Annotated in this window: 14 protein-coding genes; 13 read left to right on the plus strand and 1 reads right to left on the minus strand. The window is 70.9% G+C overall.

The window, feature by feature from the left end; translation table 11 throughout:
• The first annotated feature begins 141 nt into the window (after nucleotides 1-141).
• The 6 genes from ACMW4R_RS04235 (at nucleotide 142) to ACMW4R_RS04260 (ending at nucleotide 8,023) form a co-directional block, all read left to right on the plus strand.
• Complete coding sequence (locus ACMW4R_RS04235; RefSeq protein WP_418299253.1) at nucleotides 142-1,557, plus strand: FAD-binding oxidoreductase; 1,416 nt, start codon at nucleotides 142-144, stop codon at nucleotides 1,555-1,557.
• A gap of 53 nt (nucleotides 1,558-1,610) precedes the next feature.
• Nucleotides 1,611-3,257 carry an ABC transporter substrate-binding protein gene (locus tag ACMW4R_RS04240; protein ID WP_418299254.1) on the plus strand — a complete coding sequence of 549 codons (1,647 nt, stop codon included), beginning with the start codon at nucleotides 1,611-1,613 and terminating at the stop codon, nucleotides 3,255-3,257.
• A gap of 65 nt (nucleotides 3,258-3,322) precedes the next feature.
• A complete protein-coding gene (locus ACMW4R_RS04245; RefSeq protein WP_058612864.1) occupies nucleotides 3,323-4,339 on the plus strand; it encodes an ABC transporter permease in 1,017 nt (338 codons plus the stop codon).
• A complete protein-coding gene (locus ACMW4R_RS04250; RefSeq protein ID WP_418299255.1) occupies nucleotides 4,336-5,184 on the plus strand; it encodes an ABC transporter permease in 849 nt (282 codons plus the stop codon). The genes ACMW4R_RS04245 and ACMW4R_RS04250 overlap by 4 nt, the downstream gene beginning before the upstream one ends.
• Nucleotides 5,181-6,836, plus strand: coding sequence for a dipeptide ABC transporter ATP-binding protein (locus ACMW4R_RS04255; protein WP_418299256.1), 1,656 nt, complete (start codon nucleotides 5,181-5,183; stop codon nucleotides 6,834-6,836). Before ACMW4R_RS04250 ends, ACMW4R_RS04255 begins: the two co-directional genes overlap by 4 nt.
• Nucleotides 6,833-8,023 carry a PLP-dependent aminotransferase family protein gene (locus tag ACMW4R_RS04260; RefSeq protein WP_418299257.1) on the plus strand — a complete coding sequence of 397 codons (1,191 nt, stop codon included), beginning with the start codon at nucleotides 6,833-6,835 and terminating at the stop codon, nucleotides 8,021-8,023. The genes ACMW4R_RS04255 and ACMW4R_RS04260 overlap by 4 nt, the downstream gene beginning before the upstream one ends.
• A gap of 204 nt (nucleotides 8,024-8,227) precedes the next feature.
• Here ACMW4R_RS04260 and ACMW4R_RS04265 read toward each other — a convergent pair whose 3' ends face one another.
• Nucleotides 8,228-9,244 (minus strand): LLM class flavin-dependent oxidoreductase, encoded by a 1,017-nt coding sequence (locus tag ACMW4R_RS04265; protein ID WP_418299258.1) that lies wholly within the window; start codon nucleotides 9,242-9,244, stop codon nucleotides 8,228-8,230.
• 191 nt (nucleotides 9,245-9,435) lie between these two features.
• On the opposite strand from ACMW4R_RS04265, the gene ACMW4R_RS04270 reads away from it, so the two are divergent.
• From ACMW4R_RS04270 to ACMW4R_RS04300, 7 genes are all read left to right on the plus strand, one after another.
• A complete protein-coding gene (locus ACMW4R_RS04270) occupies nucleotides 9,436-9,663 on the plus strand; it encodes a hypothetical protein (RefSeq protein WP_153001274.1) in 228 nt (75 codons plus the stop codon).
• 429 nt (nucleotides 9,664-10,092) lie between these two features.
• On the plus strand, nucleotides 10,093-11,187 hold the full coding sequence (locus ACMW4R_RS04275; RefSeq protein WP_058595833.1) for an MSMEG_0568 family radical SAM protein: 1,095 nt from the start codon (nucleotides 10,093-10,095) through the stop codon (nucleotides 11,185-11,187).
• Nucleotides 11,157-12,578 carry an MSMEG_0567/sll0787 family protein gene (locus tag ACMW4R_RS04280; protein WP_418299259.1) on the plus strand — a complete coding sequence of 474 codons (1,422 nt, stop codon included), beginning with the start codon at nucleotides 11,157-11,159 and terminating at the stop codon, nucleotides 12,576-12,578. The genes ACMW4R_RS04275 and ACMW4R_RS04280 overlap by 31 nt, the downstream gene beginning before the upstream one ends.
• Before the next feature lie 105 nt (nucleotides 12,579-12,683).
• A complete protein-coding gene (locus ACMW4R_RS04285; protein WP_058595835.1) occupies nucleotides 12,684-13,211 on the plus strand; it encodes an MSMEG_0572/Sll0783 family nitrogen starvation response protein in 528 nt (175 codons plus the stop codon).
• Between the two features lie 8 nt (nucleotides 13,212-13,219).
• Nucleotides 13,220-14,122 (plus strand): carbon-nitrogen hydrolase family protein, encoded by a 903-nt coding sequence (locus ACMW4R_RS04290; RefSeq protein WP_058595836.1) that lies wholly within the window; start codon nucleotides 13,220-13,222, stop codon nucleotides 14,120-14,122.
• Between the two features lies 1 nt (nucleotide 14,123).
• Nucleotides 14,124-14,414 (plus strand): MSMEG_0570 family nitrogen starvation response protein, encoded by a 291-nt coding sequence (locus ACMW4R_RS04295; protein ID WP_241490498.1) that lies wholly within the window; start codon nucleotides 14,124-14,126, stop codon nucleotides 14,412-14,414.
• Entirely contained in the window at nucleotides 14,411-15,667 is a 1,257-nt protein-coding gene (locus ACMW4R_RS04300; RefSeq protein WP_418299260.1) for an MSMEG_0569 family flavin-dependent oxidoreductase, read from the plus strand. Before ACMW4R_RS04295 ends, ACMW4R_RS04300 begins: the two co-directional genes overlap by 4 nt.
• Nucleotides 15,668-15,671 lie beyond the last annotated feature (4 nt).

A 15,671-nucleotide genomic window follows, 5' to 3' on the forward strand; every position in this document is an offset into this window, starting at 1 on the left:
CGGTGCGGGAGTGTGACGCCGCGCGACGTTCCGTGACGGACCGCGACGCATCGCGACGGCGCGTTTCCGCCGAGATGACCGCCGCCCGGGCATCGCCCTACCTTCGGCTGCACTCCCGTCCCCACCCAGAGAGGCACGCCCATGAGCGCTTCCACCGCGACCGCCCCGCGCACGGGCCTGTCCGCCCTGCTCGACGACATCGAGCGCGACGCCCCCGGCATCGACGTGCGCCCGTCGTCCCCCGAGACGGCGCACTACGCCCATGACGCGGGCACCGCGCCCCGAACCGTCACGGGCGCGACCGACGGACCCGCGGTCGCCTTCCCCGCCACCGTCGGCGAGGTCCAGCAGCTCGTGCGCCTCGCCGCGCGTCACGGCGTGAGCATCGTTCCCCGGGGCGCCGGTACCGGTCTCTCCGGCGGCGCCGTGGCGCACGCCGAGCAGCTCGTCGTCTCGACCGACCGCCTGAACCGGATCGTCGAGGTCTCGCCCGCCGACGAGGTCGCGGTCGTCGAGCCGGGTGTCCTCAACGCGACGCTCAACGAGCACCTCGCCCCGCTCGGCCTCTTCTACGCCCCCGACCCCGCGAGCTGGCGCATCTCGACCATGGGCGGCAACATCGCCACCAACGCCGGCGGCCTCCGCTGCGCCAAGTACGGCGTCACCCGAGAGTCGGTGCTCGCCCTCGACGTCGTCCTCGCCGACGGGAGCCTCGTCTCGATCGGCCACCGCTCGATCAAGGGCGTGACCGGACTCGACCTCGTGTCGCTGTTCGTCGGGTCGGAGGGGGTGCTCGGCATCCTGGTCGGCGCGACCGTTCGCATCCGTCCCCTCCCCGTCGCCCGGCGTACGGTGTCGGCGTTCTTCGACTCCACCCCCGCGGGGGCCGCGGCCATCGGTGCGATCACGGCCTCACGCGTGCGCCCGAGCGTGATCGAGTTCCTCGACGAGCCGACCCTCGAGGGCATCGACGCGGCGAACGACTCGGGCCTTCGCGCCCGCGGCGCGGCCCTCCTGCTCATCGAGCTCGACGGGTTCGGCATCGACGAGCAGACCGCCGAGCTGACGACAGCGCTCGCCGCCGCCGGTGGGCGCGTGCAGGTCGAGAGCGGACCGGATGCCGAGGTCCTCTGGGAACTGCGACGTTCGGGGCGGCGCTTCGACGAGGGATCCTGGTTTGTCGGCGGCGACGTCGCGGTCCCGAAGTCGCGCATCGCCGAGGTCTTCGCGGCCTTCCCCGCGATCGAGGCGCGACACGGGGTGGCGGTGAGCGCCGTCGCCCACGCCGGCGACGGCAACCTGCACCCCGTCGTCACACTCCCGGTTCCGGCGGGCGCCGATGCCGCCCTCGTCCCTGCGGCGCTGCACGACGCCGCCGACGACATCGTGCGCACCGCCCTCGCCCTCGGCGGAACCGTCAGCGGCGAGCACGGCATCGGCACGGTCAAGCGCGCGCTCGCCGCCGAGGAGCTCGCCGCGCGCGTGCGGTCGGCTCAGCTCGCGATCAAGGACGCGCTCGATCCCGCCGGTCTCTTCAACCCCGGCAAAGCCCTGTAATCCGTTTCCCCAGCACACTCCCCACGACACGTCTCCACAGCACAAGGACCCTCATGACCACTCGCTTCCGACGCCTCCTCGGCGTCGCCTCCGCCCTCACCGTCGGCGCCGTCCTCCTCAGCGGATGCGGCGCGGGAACCTCGGCCGCTCCGGCCGAGAGCTCCACGCCGAAGCCCGGCGGCGACCTCGTCTTCCTCATCGACTCGCTCGGCGCCACCTGGATCCCCAACAACAGCGCGATCTCGAGCTACCAGGGCCAGATCTGGGGCAACGTGACCGACAAGCTGGTCTACGTCGACGCCGAGGGCAACCTCAGCCCGTGGATCGCGGAGAGCTGGGACGAGAACGCCGACAAGACGCAGTTCACGCTCCACCTCAAAGAGGGCGTGACCTTCTCGGATGGCACGCCGCTGGACGCGGCCGCGGTCGTCGCGAACATCGAGATCTGGGCGAAGGGTCGGCCCGACGAGGGCATCAACCGCATCGGCCTGTTCCCCTCCGCCAACTACGCGGGGGCGGAGGCGGTGGATGCCACGACGGTGAAGGTGTCGTTCTCGGCACCGACGCTCAGCTTCATCCCGACGCTGGCGTATCACGGCTCGATCCTCCTGTCCCCGGCCACGCTCGCACTCCCCGCCGACCAGCAGGCCGATCTCACGAAGGACATCGGCAGCGGACCGTTCACCGTCGAGAAGGTCGCCGAGGGTGACAGCGTCGTGCTGAAGAAGCGCGACGACTACGACTGGGGTCCCGAAGCCGTCGGCCACGAAGGTGCCGCGTACCTCGACACGATCACCTACAAGCAGGTCGCGGAGCCGACGCTGCGCACCGCCTCGGTCGAGTCGGGCCAGGCGCAGGTCGCCTACAACGCGAGCCCGCAGGACCTCGACGCGCTGAAGCAGGAGGGGCTGACCGTCGAGACCCCGCGCTACCTCGGGTTCGTCAACGGATACGCGCTCAACACCTCCGTCGCCCCCTTCGACGACGTGAAGGTGCGCCAAGCCGTGCAGCACGGCATCGACCGCGACGAGATCCTCTCGACCGTCTACACCCCCGACTGGCACGCGGCGGAGTCGCTGTTCCAGAGCACCGTGCCCGAGGCGACCGACCACAGCGCCGACTTCGCGTACGACCCCGACAAGGCCGCCGCTCTCCTCGACGCCGCCGGCTGGGTCAAGGGCGCCGACGGCGTCCGCACGAAGAACGGGCAGAAGCTGTCGTTCACGCTCTACCCCAACCCGTACCTGCAGGCGTCCCAGTCGGTCGACGAGCTCGTCGACCAGCAGCTCACGAGCCTCGGCTTCGAGGTGAACCTCGAGACCTACGACGTCCCGACCTACGGCCAGAAGGTCATCGGCAACGCCACGGTCCCCGCGAACGAGATCACGCGCAGCTTCGTCGACGTGGGAACCGTCGCCGGGGTCCTCACCTCGCAGAAGAAGGGCGACGAGGACTGGTTCAAGCTCGGAACCTCGGATGCCACGCTCAACGACCTCTCGACGCGCATCGCCACGGCCACCGACCGTGACGCCCGCGCGAAGGTCGCCGACGAGCTGCAGAGCTACGTGCTCGACCAGGGGTACTTCGTCCCGCTGACGCAGATCGTGCAGCGCGTGTACGTGCAGGCCCCCGAGGTGAGCGGCGTCAGCTACAACGGCCTCGCCTACGCGTACTACCTGGACGCCTGGCTGAACGGCTGATCCCGGAAGGGGCGGATGCCATGGCGTCCGCCCCTTCCCGACTCACTGACACGAAAGGACGAAGCATGCTCCGCACCTATGGGCGCTTCGCGCTGCGACGCACCGGGCAGGCGATCGTCGTCGTCCTGTTGGCGTACCTGTTCACGTTCCTGGTGATCAGCATCCTCCCGGGCGACCCGATCACGAGCACGCTGCGCAACCCCGACAATGGCTTCACCGAAGACGACATCGCTCGCATCGTGGCGTACTACGGGCTGGATCAGCCGTGGTGGGTGCAGCTCGGCTCATCGCTCGGCCGCTTCGTGGTCGGTGATCTCGGGGTCTCGCTGCGGTCGAACCTGCCGGTGGGCGGACTCGTGCTCGATGCGCTCGGGTCGACGCTCGCGCTCGCGGGGGCGGCGCTCGTGGTCGCCGTCGTGTTGGCCGTCGTGATCGCGTACGGCACGCAGTTCCTGCCGCCGCGATTCGGCCAGGGCGTTCTGCGCTCGCTGCCCTCGCTGTTCCTCTCTGTGCCGAACTTCGTGATCGGCCTGCTGCTGATCCACGTGTTCGCCTTCGGTCTCGGGCTGTTCAGCATGATCGACACCGAGACGCCCTGGGGAACGTTCTTCGCGGCGGTGGCGCTCGGCATCCCGGTGTCCGCCCAGCTCGCCGAGGTGCTCATCGCCTCTCTCGATCACGAGTCCCGGCAGGAGTACGTGGCGGTGGCCCGCTCGCGGGGGCTCCGGCAGGGGGCGCTCTTCCTCCGCCACCTCGTGAAGCCCTCGTCGCTGCCGACGGTGACGGTGCTCGCGCTGATCGTCGGAGAGCTGCTCGGCGGGGCGCTCATCACCGAGGCGATCTTCGGCCGCGTGGGCATCGGCACGCTCGTGCAGTCGGCCGTGGCGAGCCAGGATCTCCCGGTGCTGCAGGCGGTGGTCTCTCTCGCCGCGATCGTGTTCGTGGTCGTGAACCTCCTCGCCGACCTCGCCTATCCGCTGCTCGACCCCCGCGTGTCGATCGGGGCGCGCGGGCGCACGGCGACCGCGGCTCCCCAGGACGATCCCGCGCCGCTGCTGCGCGAGGAAGTGAGCATCGTATGACCGCGACCCTCACCGCCCCGGGGCGGGTGACGAACGCCCGAGTCCGTGGCATCCGTCTCGCCGTTCCGGTCAGCGTCATCGTCTCGTTCGCGGTCGTCGCCGTGGTGCTGGCCTTCTCGATCGCGCCCGCGCTGTTCACCTCGCAGAATCCCGCGCAGGGAGTGCCCGCCGACAAGCTGCAGGCGCCGAGCGCCGCGCACCTGCTGGGCACCGATCACCTCGGCCGCGACCTGTTCGCGCGGATCGTGTTCGGTGCGCAGTCCTCGGTCACCAGCGCTCTCGTCGCCGTGGCGATCGGGGTCGTCGTCGGCGGGCTCATCGGCCTGCTCGCGGGCTTCCTCGGATCGTGGACCGACGTCGTGCTCGCGCGTTTCGTCGACGTGCTGCTCGCGATCCCGGCGTTCCTGCTCGCGGTCGTGATCGTCAGCTCGCTCGGCTTCCAGACCATCAACGCCGCGATCGCGACGGGCGTCTCGGCCGTCGCGGTGTTCGCCCGGGTGATGCGATCCGAGGTGATCCGCGTGCGCTCCTCGGTGTTCGTCGAGGCCGCGCGGCTGCAGGGCGGCTCGACGGTCCACGTGCTGTTGCGCCACGTGCTCCCCAACGCGTCGCGCTCGCTGATCCCGCTCGCCGTGCTGCAGTTCGGGCTGTCGATCCTCGTCATCGCGGGGCTCGCGTTCCTGGGGTACGGCGATCCGCCCCCGGCATCCGACTGGGGGTTGCTCATCTCGGCGGGCAAGGACTACCCGCGGGCACCGTGGCTCGTCGTCTGGCCCGCCCTGGTCACGGTGGCGACCGTGCTCTCGATCAACCGCATCAGCCGCTGGCTCCGGAGGACGTCATGACCACCACTCTTCCCGTGCGCTCCGAGGCGCACACCGCGACCGCGCTCCTCGCTGTCGAAGGTCTGTCGGTCGCCTACGGCCGCACCCCCGTGGTGCACGACGTCTCGTTCGCGATCCCGCGCGGCGGCAGCCTCGCCCTCATCGGCGAATCGGGCTCGGGGAAGTCGACGATCGCGCGCTCGATCCTGCGCCTGCTGCCACGCGGAACGGCGACCGCACGGGGGCGCATCGCGTTCGACGGCGACGACCTGCTGGGGCTGTCGGAGGCGCGGTTCCGCCCGTTCCGGGGGCGTCGTATCGGCTTCGTCCCCCAAGACCCCTCGCACGCGCTGAACCCCGTGCGCACCGTCGGGTCGCAAGCCCACGAGGCAGCGGCCCTGGCAGGGCTCACCGACGCCCGCGCGCAGCGCGCGGCGATCCTCGACGTGTTCGCGCGCGTGGGCCTGCCCGACCCCGCCCGTGTCTACGGGGCGTACCCGCACCAGCTCTCCGGGGGGATGCTCCAGCGCGTGCTGATCGGTCTCGCGGTGCTGCCGCGTCCCGACCTGCTCGTCGCCGACGAGCCGACCAGCGCCCTCGACGTCACGATCCAGAAGCGCATCCTCGATCTGCTCGACGACCTGCGCGAGGACCTCGGGATCGGTCTGCTGCTCGTCACCCACGACCTCGCGATCGCGGCCGAGCGCACCGACGAGATCGTCGTGCTGAAGGACGGGCGGGTCCAAGAGGCGGGGGCCACCCGCGAGGTCTTCGCGGCCCCCACCTCGCCGTACACGGTGCAGTTGCAGGCCGATGCCCCCGCACTGAACCCCGACCGCTACCGGCGTGACGTCGACGAGCGCGGCGTCGACGCGTGGACCACCGACACCACCGCGACCCGCATCGACGTGCGCGAGGTGTCGAAGAGCTTCGTGGTCGACGGGGTGGCCCGCCCCGCCGTCTCGGGCGTCTCGTTCCGCGTCCCGCCCGGCACGACGCACGCCCTCGTGGGGGAGTCGGGCTCGGGCAAGACCACCACGGTGCGTCTGCTTCTGGGGCTCGAGAGCCCGGATACCGGAGAGATCCTCGTCGACGGCGTGGCGGTCTCGGGCCGGACGCCGGCGGAGCTCCGCGGCATCCGTCGGCACCTCCAGCTCGTCTACCAGAACCCCTTCACCTCTCTCGATCCCACGTGGAGCGTCGGGAGCATCGTGCGCGAGCCCCTCGACCAGTACCGGATCGGCACGCGCGCCGAGAGGGCGGCGAAAGTGACGGAGGCTCTGGATGCCGTGGGCCTCCCGCCGCACCTCGCCCGCCGCCGTCCGGCCGAGCTGTCGGGCGGCCAGCGTCAGCGCGTGGCCATCGCGCGCGTCCTCGTGCTCGAGCCCGACGTGATCGTGCTCGACGAGCCGACCTCGGCCCTCGACGTGACCGTGCAGGCCGGGGTGTTCGACGTGTTGCGTCGCCTCCAGCGCGAGCGGGGCCTCACGTACCTCTTCGTCTCGCACGACCTCGCCCTCGTGCGCCAGATCGCCGACACGGTGTCGGTGCTGAAAGACGGGCGGGTGGTCGAGTCCGGCCGCGTCGCCGACGTGCTCTCGCGCCCCCGCGAGGAGTACACCCGCGCCCTCGTCGACGCGATCCCGTTCCGCGACCCCCGGAGTTCCCGATGACCCTGCTCTCCCCACCCCGCTCCCGTCCCGCGCTCATCGAGGCGTTCACCGCGCCGAAGGGGTTCGGTGACCAGACCCTGCGCGATCGTCGACCCGACGCGATCGAGCTGCTCGGTGGCATCCCGGATCCGTCGGTGCTGCCGACCGCCGAGCTGGCCGCCGCGACCGCTCGGGTGCTGAGCGCGCCGGGGGCGCCGTCGCTGCAGTATTCGCGGACCGAGGGCATCCCGGCGCTGCGCGAATGGATCGCGGCCCGCGAGGGCGTCGCCGTGGACCGCGTGCTGATCACGAACGGCGGCTTCCACGGCCTCGCGATCGCGGTGCAGACGGTGCTCGAGCGCGGTGACCTCGTCGTGGTCGACAACCCCGTGTTCCCGCTGTTCCTGCGGGGCCTCGAGCTGGCCGACGCGCGCGTGCTCCCGATCCGCGTCGGCGCCGACGGGCTCGACGTCGACGCGCTCGCCGCGGAGCTTCGGGCCGGGGCGCGTCCCGCCGCGGTGTACACGGTGCCCGAGTTCCACAACCCGTCGCAGTCGTCGCTGCCCACGGCCCGCCGCCGCGAGCTCGTCGACCTCGCCGAGAGGTACGGCTTCGTCGTGTTCGCCGACGATCCGTACCGCGAACTGCGCTTCGCCGGCGAGCCCGAGTCGATCGCCCCGTTCCACGACTCCGAGCACGTCATCCACGTCAACACCTTCACCAAGACGCTGGGCCCGGGGCTCCGCCTGGGCTGGGTCGTGCTGCCCGAGCGGTTGGTCCCGGATGCCGTGGCCCTCCGTAGCCGCCAGGATTCGCACTCGTCGACTTTCGTGCAGGCGGTGGTCGCGGAACTGCTGACGAGCGACGCCGGGCTCTTCGACCGGGTGCTCGGGCGGGCGCGGGCGCTGTACCGGTCGCGGGCTCATGCCCTGGCCGATGCGCTCTCGGCATCCGGAGCCTTCGACGTGACCGTGCCCGACGGCGGGTTGTTCCTCTGGCCGCGTCTGACGGACGACTCGCTGGACGCCGACCGGCTCGCCGCCGACGCGAGCGCGGAGGGCGTCGAGTACCAGCGCGGCTCGTTCTTCCCCTCGGGGCCCGGGACGGACGCCGACCGGCACCTGCGCCTGGCCTACGGCGACACGTCGGAGGAGCTGCTGCGCGAGGCCGCTGCGCGGCTGGGACGGGCGGTCGAGCGGCAGCGCTGAGCGGCGTTCCCCGGCATCCCTGCCCGTCGAGTGTCCAGAACACGCCGTTACGCGCCATGCCGTTGCGGCGTGTTCTGGACACTCATCGGGCTCGTGACGACCCTCGCGCCGCCGACCGGTTCAGGGGGGTGAGTGTCCACAACACCCGGACGCCTCGAAGAATCGTCCGGGTGTTCTGGACACTCGATGCGGCTTGCGCGCGCGTCAGGCGGGAGCCGCGGGCTCCCAGCCGAGGAGCAGTCCGAGTCGGCCCGCGATGTCCTCGAGGATCTGCGCGTAGTCGTCGGGGGCGAACGAGAACGGCAGCGCGAAGGCGACCTCGTCGACCTCGGGGAACGCCCGCGACGACAGCAACCGCTCGGCGATCTGCTCCGACGTGCCGACGAGATCTTCGGCGAACAGCATCCGGCGCGGACCCTGAGGGATGCCGACGCGCCCGCGCCGCGACTCGGCATAGGCCTCGTACCGTCGACGCTGATCGGGCGTCGCCGAATCGGTCGGCACGACCACCAGGCCCTGCGAGACCCGGGCGCGCTCGCCGTCGGGGTGCGTGTCGCGGTAGAGGCGGATCTGCGCATGCTGCTCGGCGTCGAAGTCGGTCGAGGTCGTCGACTGGATCACGCTGCTGGTCAGCAGGTGGAAGCCGTTCTCGGCCGCCCACGTGGTCGAGGCGGGGCTGCCGGCGCCGTACCAGAGGCGGTCAGTGAGGCCGGCCGCGTGCGGCTCGACGCGCTCGGAGTACTCCTCGATGCCCTCGGTCCCGGCGCGGGCACTGACGGGTTCCCCCGCGAGAAAACGGCGCAGGCGCGCGAGGCGTTCGTACCCGAACTCCTCGTGCTCGACGGTGTCGGGGTAGAGCGCCGCCGCGACGTCGTCGAGGCGCGGCGGTGGACCGACGGAGAACCCCGGTTCAAGGCGTCCTCCCGATAGCACATCGACGGTCGCGAGGTCTTCGGCCAAGCGGAGCGGGTTCTCCCATCCCAGGGGAATGACCGCCGTGCCCAGCCGGATCCGGCTCGTGCGCTGGGACGCCGCGGCGAGCACCGCGACGGGGGAGGAGATGCCGTACTGCAGGTGCCGGTCGCGCAGCCAGGCGCTGTCGAAGCCGAGGCGCTCGCCGCGCTCGATGATCGACAGCGTGGTCTCGTGCCCCGCCCGCGGGTTCTCGCGGTCGAAGAGGCCGATGGTGAGGAAGCCGAGGGAGCGCAGTGCACGGGCCATGTCGGTCACGCTAGCCGGGGCGCGAACGGCGAGGGCCGGGCGCCGTCACGGACAGTCACGTGCGGTCACGGCATCCGGTGTCCAAAACACCCGGACGCCTCAGAAATTCGTCCGGGTTTCTTGGACACTCGGTGGGTCTGAGCAGAGCGGCCGCGCTTTCGTGCCGTCACGTGCTTCGGTACCGTCTCCCCATGGGGAAAACAGTGGGGTTCGTTCTCGCAGGTGGTCTGCTGATTGCAGCGTTCCTCACCTGGATGCTCCTGAAGGGGACGGACGCGGTCCAGGCCTGGCTCGAACCCAACCCCGTCCTCGGCTTCCTCGTCTGGGGTGTCGCGGTGCTGTGCGGCTTCGCGGGCGCGGCCCTCATCGCGCGCGTCGTCTTCCGTGGCGGACCCCGGACGACCGACGAGGCTCGCTGACGCGCCTCGGCGCGGGAGGGCGAGCTTCGCGTCCGGCGTCGGGGCGTCGAGCGCCACGTCGAAGACGTCGGCGGTGCCGTCGCTCGTGAAGTTCGCGGCGCTGGTGGTGCTGTCACGGATGTGCACGCACGGGTCGGCGCCTGCCCCCACGGCCAGGGGAGGCCGCATCGTCACGGGCCGTCATCGCGGAACGCATGCGGGTCGAGCAGCGACGAAACGCGGTGCCGAACTCCGGAACAAGCGCCGTCTCCGGTCATTCCCATCCCGAAAAAACCGTCCGCCCGCCGATCTTTCCGGAGTTTCGCACACCGTGCCTGGCCCCCACGCCGCCGCAGGCGCCTCCGCGACGCACCCTCCTGCGGGATCGCGAAACAGAACCGCTATCCGCTCGACGTCGTATCGAAACACCCCGTCGTTCTACTGGACTGCATGGACAACGCTTCAGCGCTCGCACCCGCAGACCGTGACCGCGTTTCGACGCGTGTCAGCCTAGCCCTGCTCGGCGTCCGCAGCGACGCACCCGTGCGCCGCACGGGCGGGGCCGGCCCCAGTGACGACGGTCACTTCGTCATCGACGGCGACGGGGCCGCGATCCCCCTGAACCCGAACAGTCCGTACGTGATCACCGCCTCCGGACGACTCACCCGTGACGGCGCCGATCTCGGTTTCGACGTCGCCCCGGTGGTTCGCCCGCGGTTCTACGACCTCGAGACCGCCGAGGGCGTCTCGTACGACAAGATCGCGAAGCTGCACGGCAAGAACGTGCTCGCGACGACGGTCGTGCAGACGTGCGTGCGCTACGACGAGAGTGAGCGGTGCCGCTTCTGCGCGATCGAGGCGTCGCTCGATGCGGGTACCACCATCGCGGTCAAGACGCCCGCGATGCTCGCCGAGGTCGCCGAGGCCGCGGTCCGCCTCGACGGCGTGACGCACATGGTCATGACGACGGGCACGTCGAACGGCTGGGACCGCGGTGCCAAGCACCTGGCCCGATGCGTCCGCGCGGTCAAGGCCGCCGTTCCCGAGCTCGAGATCCAGGTGCAGTGCGAGCCGCCCGCCGACCTGCAGGCCATCACCGACCTGTACGACGCAGGCGCCCGGTCCATCGGCATCCATGTCGAGTCGATGGACGACGAGGTGCGTCGGCGATGGATGCCAGGAAAATCCCGCGTGAGCATGGACGAGTACCGCGCCGCGTGGCGTGAAGCCGTGCGGGTGTTCGGTTGGAATCAGGTGTCGACCTACCTCATCGTGGGGATGGGGGAAGACCCCGACGAGGCGGTCGAGGGAGCCCGCGAACTCATCGACATGGGTGTCTACCCCTTCGTCGTGCCGTTCCGGCCGCTGAAGGGCACGCTCGCGACCGACGTCGACAAGGTCCCGGCGCCGCACCGCGCGGTCGTGGACGACATCACCTCTCGCGTGGCCGGGTTGCTGCACGCGGCCGGCATGCGCGGCGAGGACCAGCGCGCGGGCTGCGCCGCCTGCGGGGCGTGCAGCATCCTGAAGACGGCGGGCGCGTGATGTTCGACGTTCCCGTGCTGACCGGGGCGCCCCGGCGGCAGGAGGCGCCGCCATGGGTGATCCGGGTGGCGGATGCCGCCGACATCGCCGCCTACCGCTCGATCCGGCGCGACGTGTTCGTCGACGAGCAAGGGCTGTTCGCCGGCACCGACCACGATGACATCGACGACGACCACCGCACCGTGGTGTTGGTTGCGGCCACCGCCACGGGCGATGTGCTCGGCGGGGTGCGCCTCGCCCCCGCCACCGCTCGAGACATCGGCTGGTGGACGGGCGGTCGGCTCGTCGTACGGCGCGGTGCCCGGCAGGCCGGCGGCATCGGCTCAGCGCTCGTGAAGGCCGCGTGTCGCGAGGCGGTGAGCCGGGGCGTGCTGCGCTTCGACGCGACGGTGCAGGAGCGCAACGAACCCCTGTTCCGCCACCTCGGCTGGGTGCGCGGGGGAGAGACCGCGATCGGCGGAGCCCCGCACGTGCGGATGCGCTGGCCCATCGAGCGCATCTCCGACCTCGTCGGGGCGATGAAGCTCCCCCTCGGCGACGTGCTCGCAGGCATCCGCGATGACCACCCCGAAGCCCTGGGCGGCGACGGCTGGGTGGGCGACGATGGCGCGCTGGTTTCGGGTACCGACGTGGTGGTCGCCACCGACGCGATCCTGCCCGCGCTCATCGACAAAGACCCCGAGTGGGCGGGCTGGTGCGGCGTGCTCGTCAACGTGAACGACCTGTCGGCGATGGGCGCGCGGGCGGTGGGACTGATGGATGCCGTGTCGGCTGCCACCCCGTCGGCGGTGCGCCGCATCGTCTCGGGGCTGCGCAGCGCTGCCGTGGCGTGGGACGTCCCGGTCCTCGGCGGGCATACACAGCTACGTGGGGCGGCGTCACTCGCGGTGACGGCCCTCGGGCGCACGACGGCGCCGATCCCCGGCGGGGGCGGACGGGTCGGGCATCGGCTCGGTCTGACGGTCGACCTTCACGGCCGCTGGCGGCGCGGCTTCGAGGGGCGCCAGTGGGATTCGACCTCGACCCGCACGGGGGAGGAGCTCCGGCACCTCGCGGGCCTTCTCGCCGCGCACCGGCCGGCCGCGGCCAAGGACGTCAGCATGGCCGGCATCGTCGGCACGGCGGCGATGCTCGCTGAGGCGTCGGGAACCGGCGCGCTGATCGACGTGGCCGAGATCCCCGCGCCGCCCGACGTCGCCTTCGGCGACTGGCTGACCTGCTTCCCGGGGTTCGGCATGCTCACCGCCGAGGCTCCCGAGATCCGCTCGCCCCTCGCGCAGTCGGCCACCATCGGCGTGCTCAGCGCCGAGCCCGGCGTCGTGTTGCGCTGGCCCGACGGTGTCGAGACCCGCGCTCTCGACACGGATGCCACCGGGCTCGGCAAGGCGTAACGCAAGCTCATTCCCGTTGAAACCAATCCGAAACACACGGACGCGAGCCTGGTATCAGGCACACGCGCTCCATCCCCGGCTCCACCCGACGCGAAGGACACGACAATGACCACCGACATCGACGCTCAGATCGCCGAGAACATCGCGAAGTCCCTCGGCGAGGTTCCGCACCCGTCGCTTCCCAAGGGCAGCAACATCTATGGCTCCACCAAGCTGTTCCCCGACTTCCAGGCCGAGAACGGCGAGTCGTACTTCACGCTCATCCACGGCATCCCGCACGAGTCATCGGTGAGTTTCGTCGCGATCCTCCAGGCCACCCGCGCCCTGCGGAAGGGCTTCGAGTCGGCCATCTACCTGTACGGCCCGGGCACGCTCGCCGCCACGGCGAACCGTGGCTTCCCGACCACGGGCGACGCGGGCTTCCCGGGTGAGCTCAACATGAACAACTCGCTCGAGACGTTCATCAAGGAGGGCGGCACGGTCTACTGCTGCCGCTTCGGCCTGGCCCTGCACGGCATCCGCGAAGAGGACCTCATCGAGGGCGTCATCCCCGCGCACCCGCTCGATGTGCAGGACGCCCTCATCTACTACGCGCGCAAGGGCGCCATCATCAACTCCACGTACAACCTCTGAGGCTCGCCATGTCGATCACCGTTGCCTCCGTCTCGGCCAACTTCACGCGAGACCTGGAGCAGAATTACGCGCTCATCGCCGACCTGGTGGCCGAGGCGCGGGCCGCGGGGGTGTCGTTGCTGGCGTTCCCCGAGGCCGCGATCGGCGGGTACCTGTCGTCGCTCGGCAACCACGGCGACACGATCAAGACCACCACGAAGTCGATGCCGCCTGCCATCCGCCTCGACGGCCCCGAGATCGCCCGGGTGCAGGAGCTCGTGGGCGACATGATCGTCACGATCGGCTTCTGCGAGCTGGCCGACGACGGCGAGACCCGCTACAACGCGGCGGTGTGCCTGGACGGCGAGAACATCTACGGGTCCTACCGCAAGGTTCACCAGCCGCTCGGCGAGAACATGTCGTACTCTGCCGGCGACACCTACGAGGCGTTCGACACCCCCGTGGGGCGCGTCGGGATGCAGATCTGCTACGACAAGGCGTTCCCCGAGGCCGCGCGCATGCTCGCCCTCGACGGTGCCGAGATCGTGGTGAGCATGTCGGCCTGGCCCGCGGCCCGCACCGCCACCGCTGAGAATCTGCAGGACGACCGGTGGACGTACCGGTTCAACCAGTTCGACATCGCGCGGGCGCTCGACAATCAGGTGTTCTGGATGGCATCCAATCAGTCGGGGACCTTCGGGTCGCTCCGCTACGTCGGCAATGCGAAGGTCGTGGATCCGGGCGGCAACATCCTCGCCACGACCCTGCTCGGCACGGGTCTCGCGATCGCCGAGATCGACATCGAAGAGACCTTCCGGGCGATGCGCGGGGGCATGTTCCATCTGCGTGACCGTCGCCCCGATGTCTACGGCCCGGTCGCCGAGACCGTCGGCGCGCACGTCGAGGGATGGAAGGAGTTGGCCCGTGCCTGAGATGCGCTTCGCCGTCCGCTGGCCCGACGGTGCCGAGACGTCGCACTACTCACCGAGCCTGGTGATGCACGACTACCTCTCTACCGGCGGCCGCTACGGTGTGACCGACTTCGTCGAGCGCTCGCGTGAAGCTCTGGATGCCGCAGCCGAACGCGTGCGGGCCGCTTACGGCTTCGCGTGCACCTCCGCCATGGCATCCCGAGACGAGATCGTGCGGACCGCCGCCGCGTATGCCGAGGGAGAGGTCACCGTGCTGCGCATGGAGCCGCCCCTCCCCGCGAGGGCGTCGTGATCCCCGTCGAGCTGCGGGCGGGCGACCACTATCCCGCCGTGATCGTCGGTGGGGGACAGGCCGGGCTGTCGGTCAGCTGGCACCTCGTCCAGGCCGGGGTGCGGCACGTGGTCATCGAGCGGGATTCGGCGGCGCACGAATGGCGCGACGGTCGCTGGGACAACTTCACGCTGGTGACGCCGAACTGGCACTGCCGGCTGCCCGGGTACGCCTACGACGGTCCCGACCCCGACGGGTTCATGACCCGCGACGAGGTCTACGCGTGGGTGCATGGCTATGCCGACACCTTCGATGCGCCCCTCGCGGAGGGAGTCGAGGTGCGGCGGGTCGACCGCCGCGACGACGGGGTGTTCGTCGTGCAGACCAGTGCAGGAGAGATCACCGCGGATGCCGTCACCTCGGCGACCGGGGGGTATCACCGCCCCATCACCCCGTCGTGGGCCGAGGACCTGCCCGCGCGCATCGTGCAGATGCACTCCCACCACTACCGCAACGCGGGGCAGCTCCCGGGAACCGTGCTCGTGGTCGGCACGGGCCAGTCGGGCACCCAGATCGCCGAAGACCTCCACCTCGAGGGGCGACAGGTGCACCTCGCGGTCGGCCGGGCACCGCGCGTCGCGCGGTTCTACCGCGGCCGCGACTGCATGACGTGGCTCGCCGACATGGGCGTCTACGACGTGCCGGTGGGGGAGCAGGCCGCGGCCAAACGCGCCGCGACCAACCACTACGTCACCGGGCGCGACGGGGGGCGTGACATCGATCTGCGGGCGTTCGCCGCCCAGGGGATGGGCCTGCACGGGCGAGCGATCGGCATCGTCGACGGCATCCTGGCGTTCGATGACACCCTGACGTCCAACCTCGATCGTGCCGACTCGGTGGCCGAGTCGATCAAGAACGACATCGACGCCTACATCGAGCGCGAGGGGATCGACGCGCCGACCGAGGAGCGTTACCGACCGGTGTGGACGCCCGACGGGGGTCCGACGCACCTCGACCTCGACGAGATCGACGCGGTGGTCTGGGCCATCGGCTTCCGGGCCGACTGGTCGTGGCTCGGCGACCTCGACGTCCTCGACGCGGGCGGGCACCCCGTGCACGAGCGCGGCATGACCGCGGTACCGGGTTTCTCGTTCGTCGGTCTTCCCTGGCTGCACACGTGGGGCTCAGGGCGGTTCCACGCGATCGCCCGGGATGCCGAGCACGTCGCGGCCGGAGTCGTCGAGGCGTCGCGCGGTGTCCTCGCGGTGCGCTGATCGG

Source organism: Microbacterium sp. S1037 (assembly GCF_048381605.1).
Lineage (GTDB): Bacteria > Actinomycetota > Actinomycetes > Actinomycetales > Microbacteriaceae > Microbacterium > Microbacterium testaceum_B.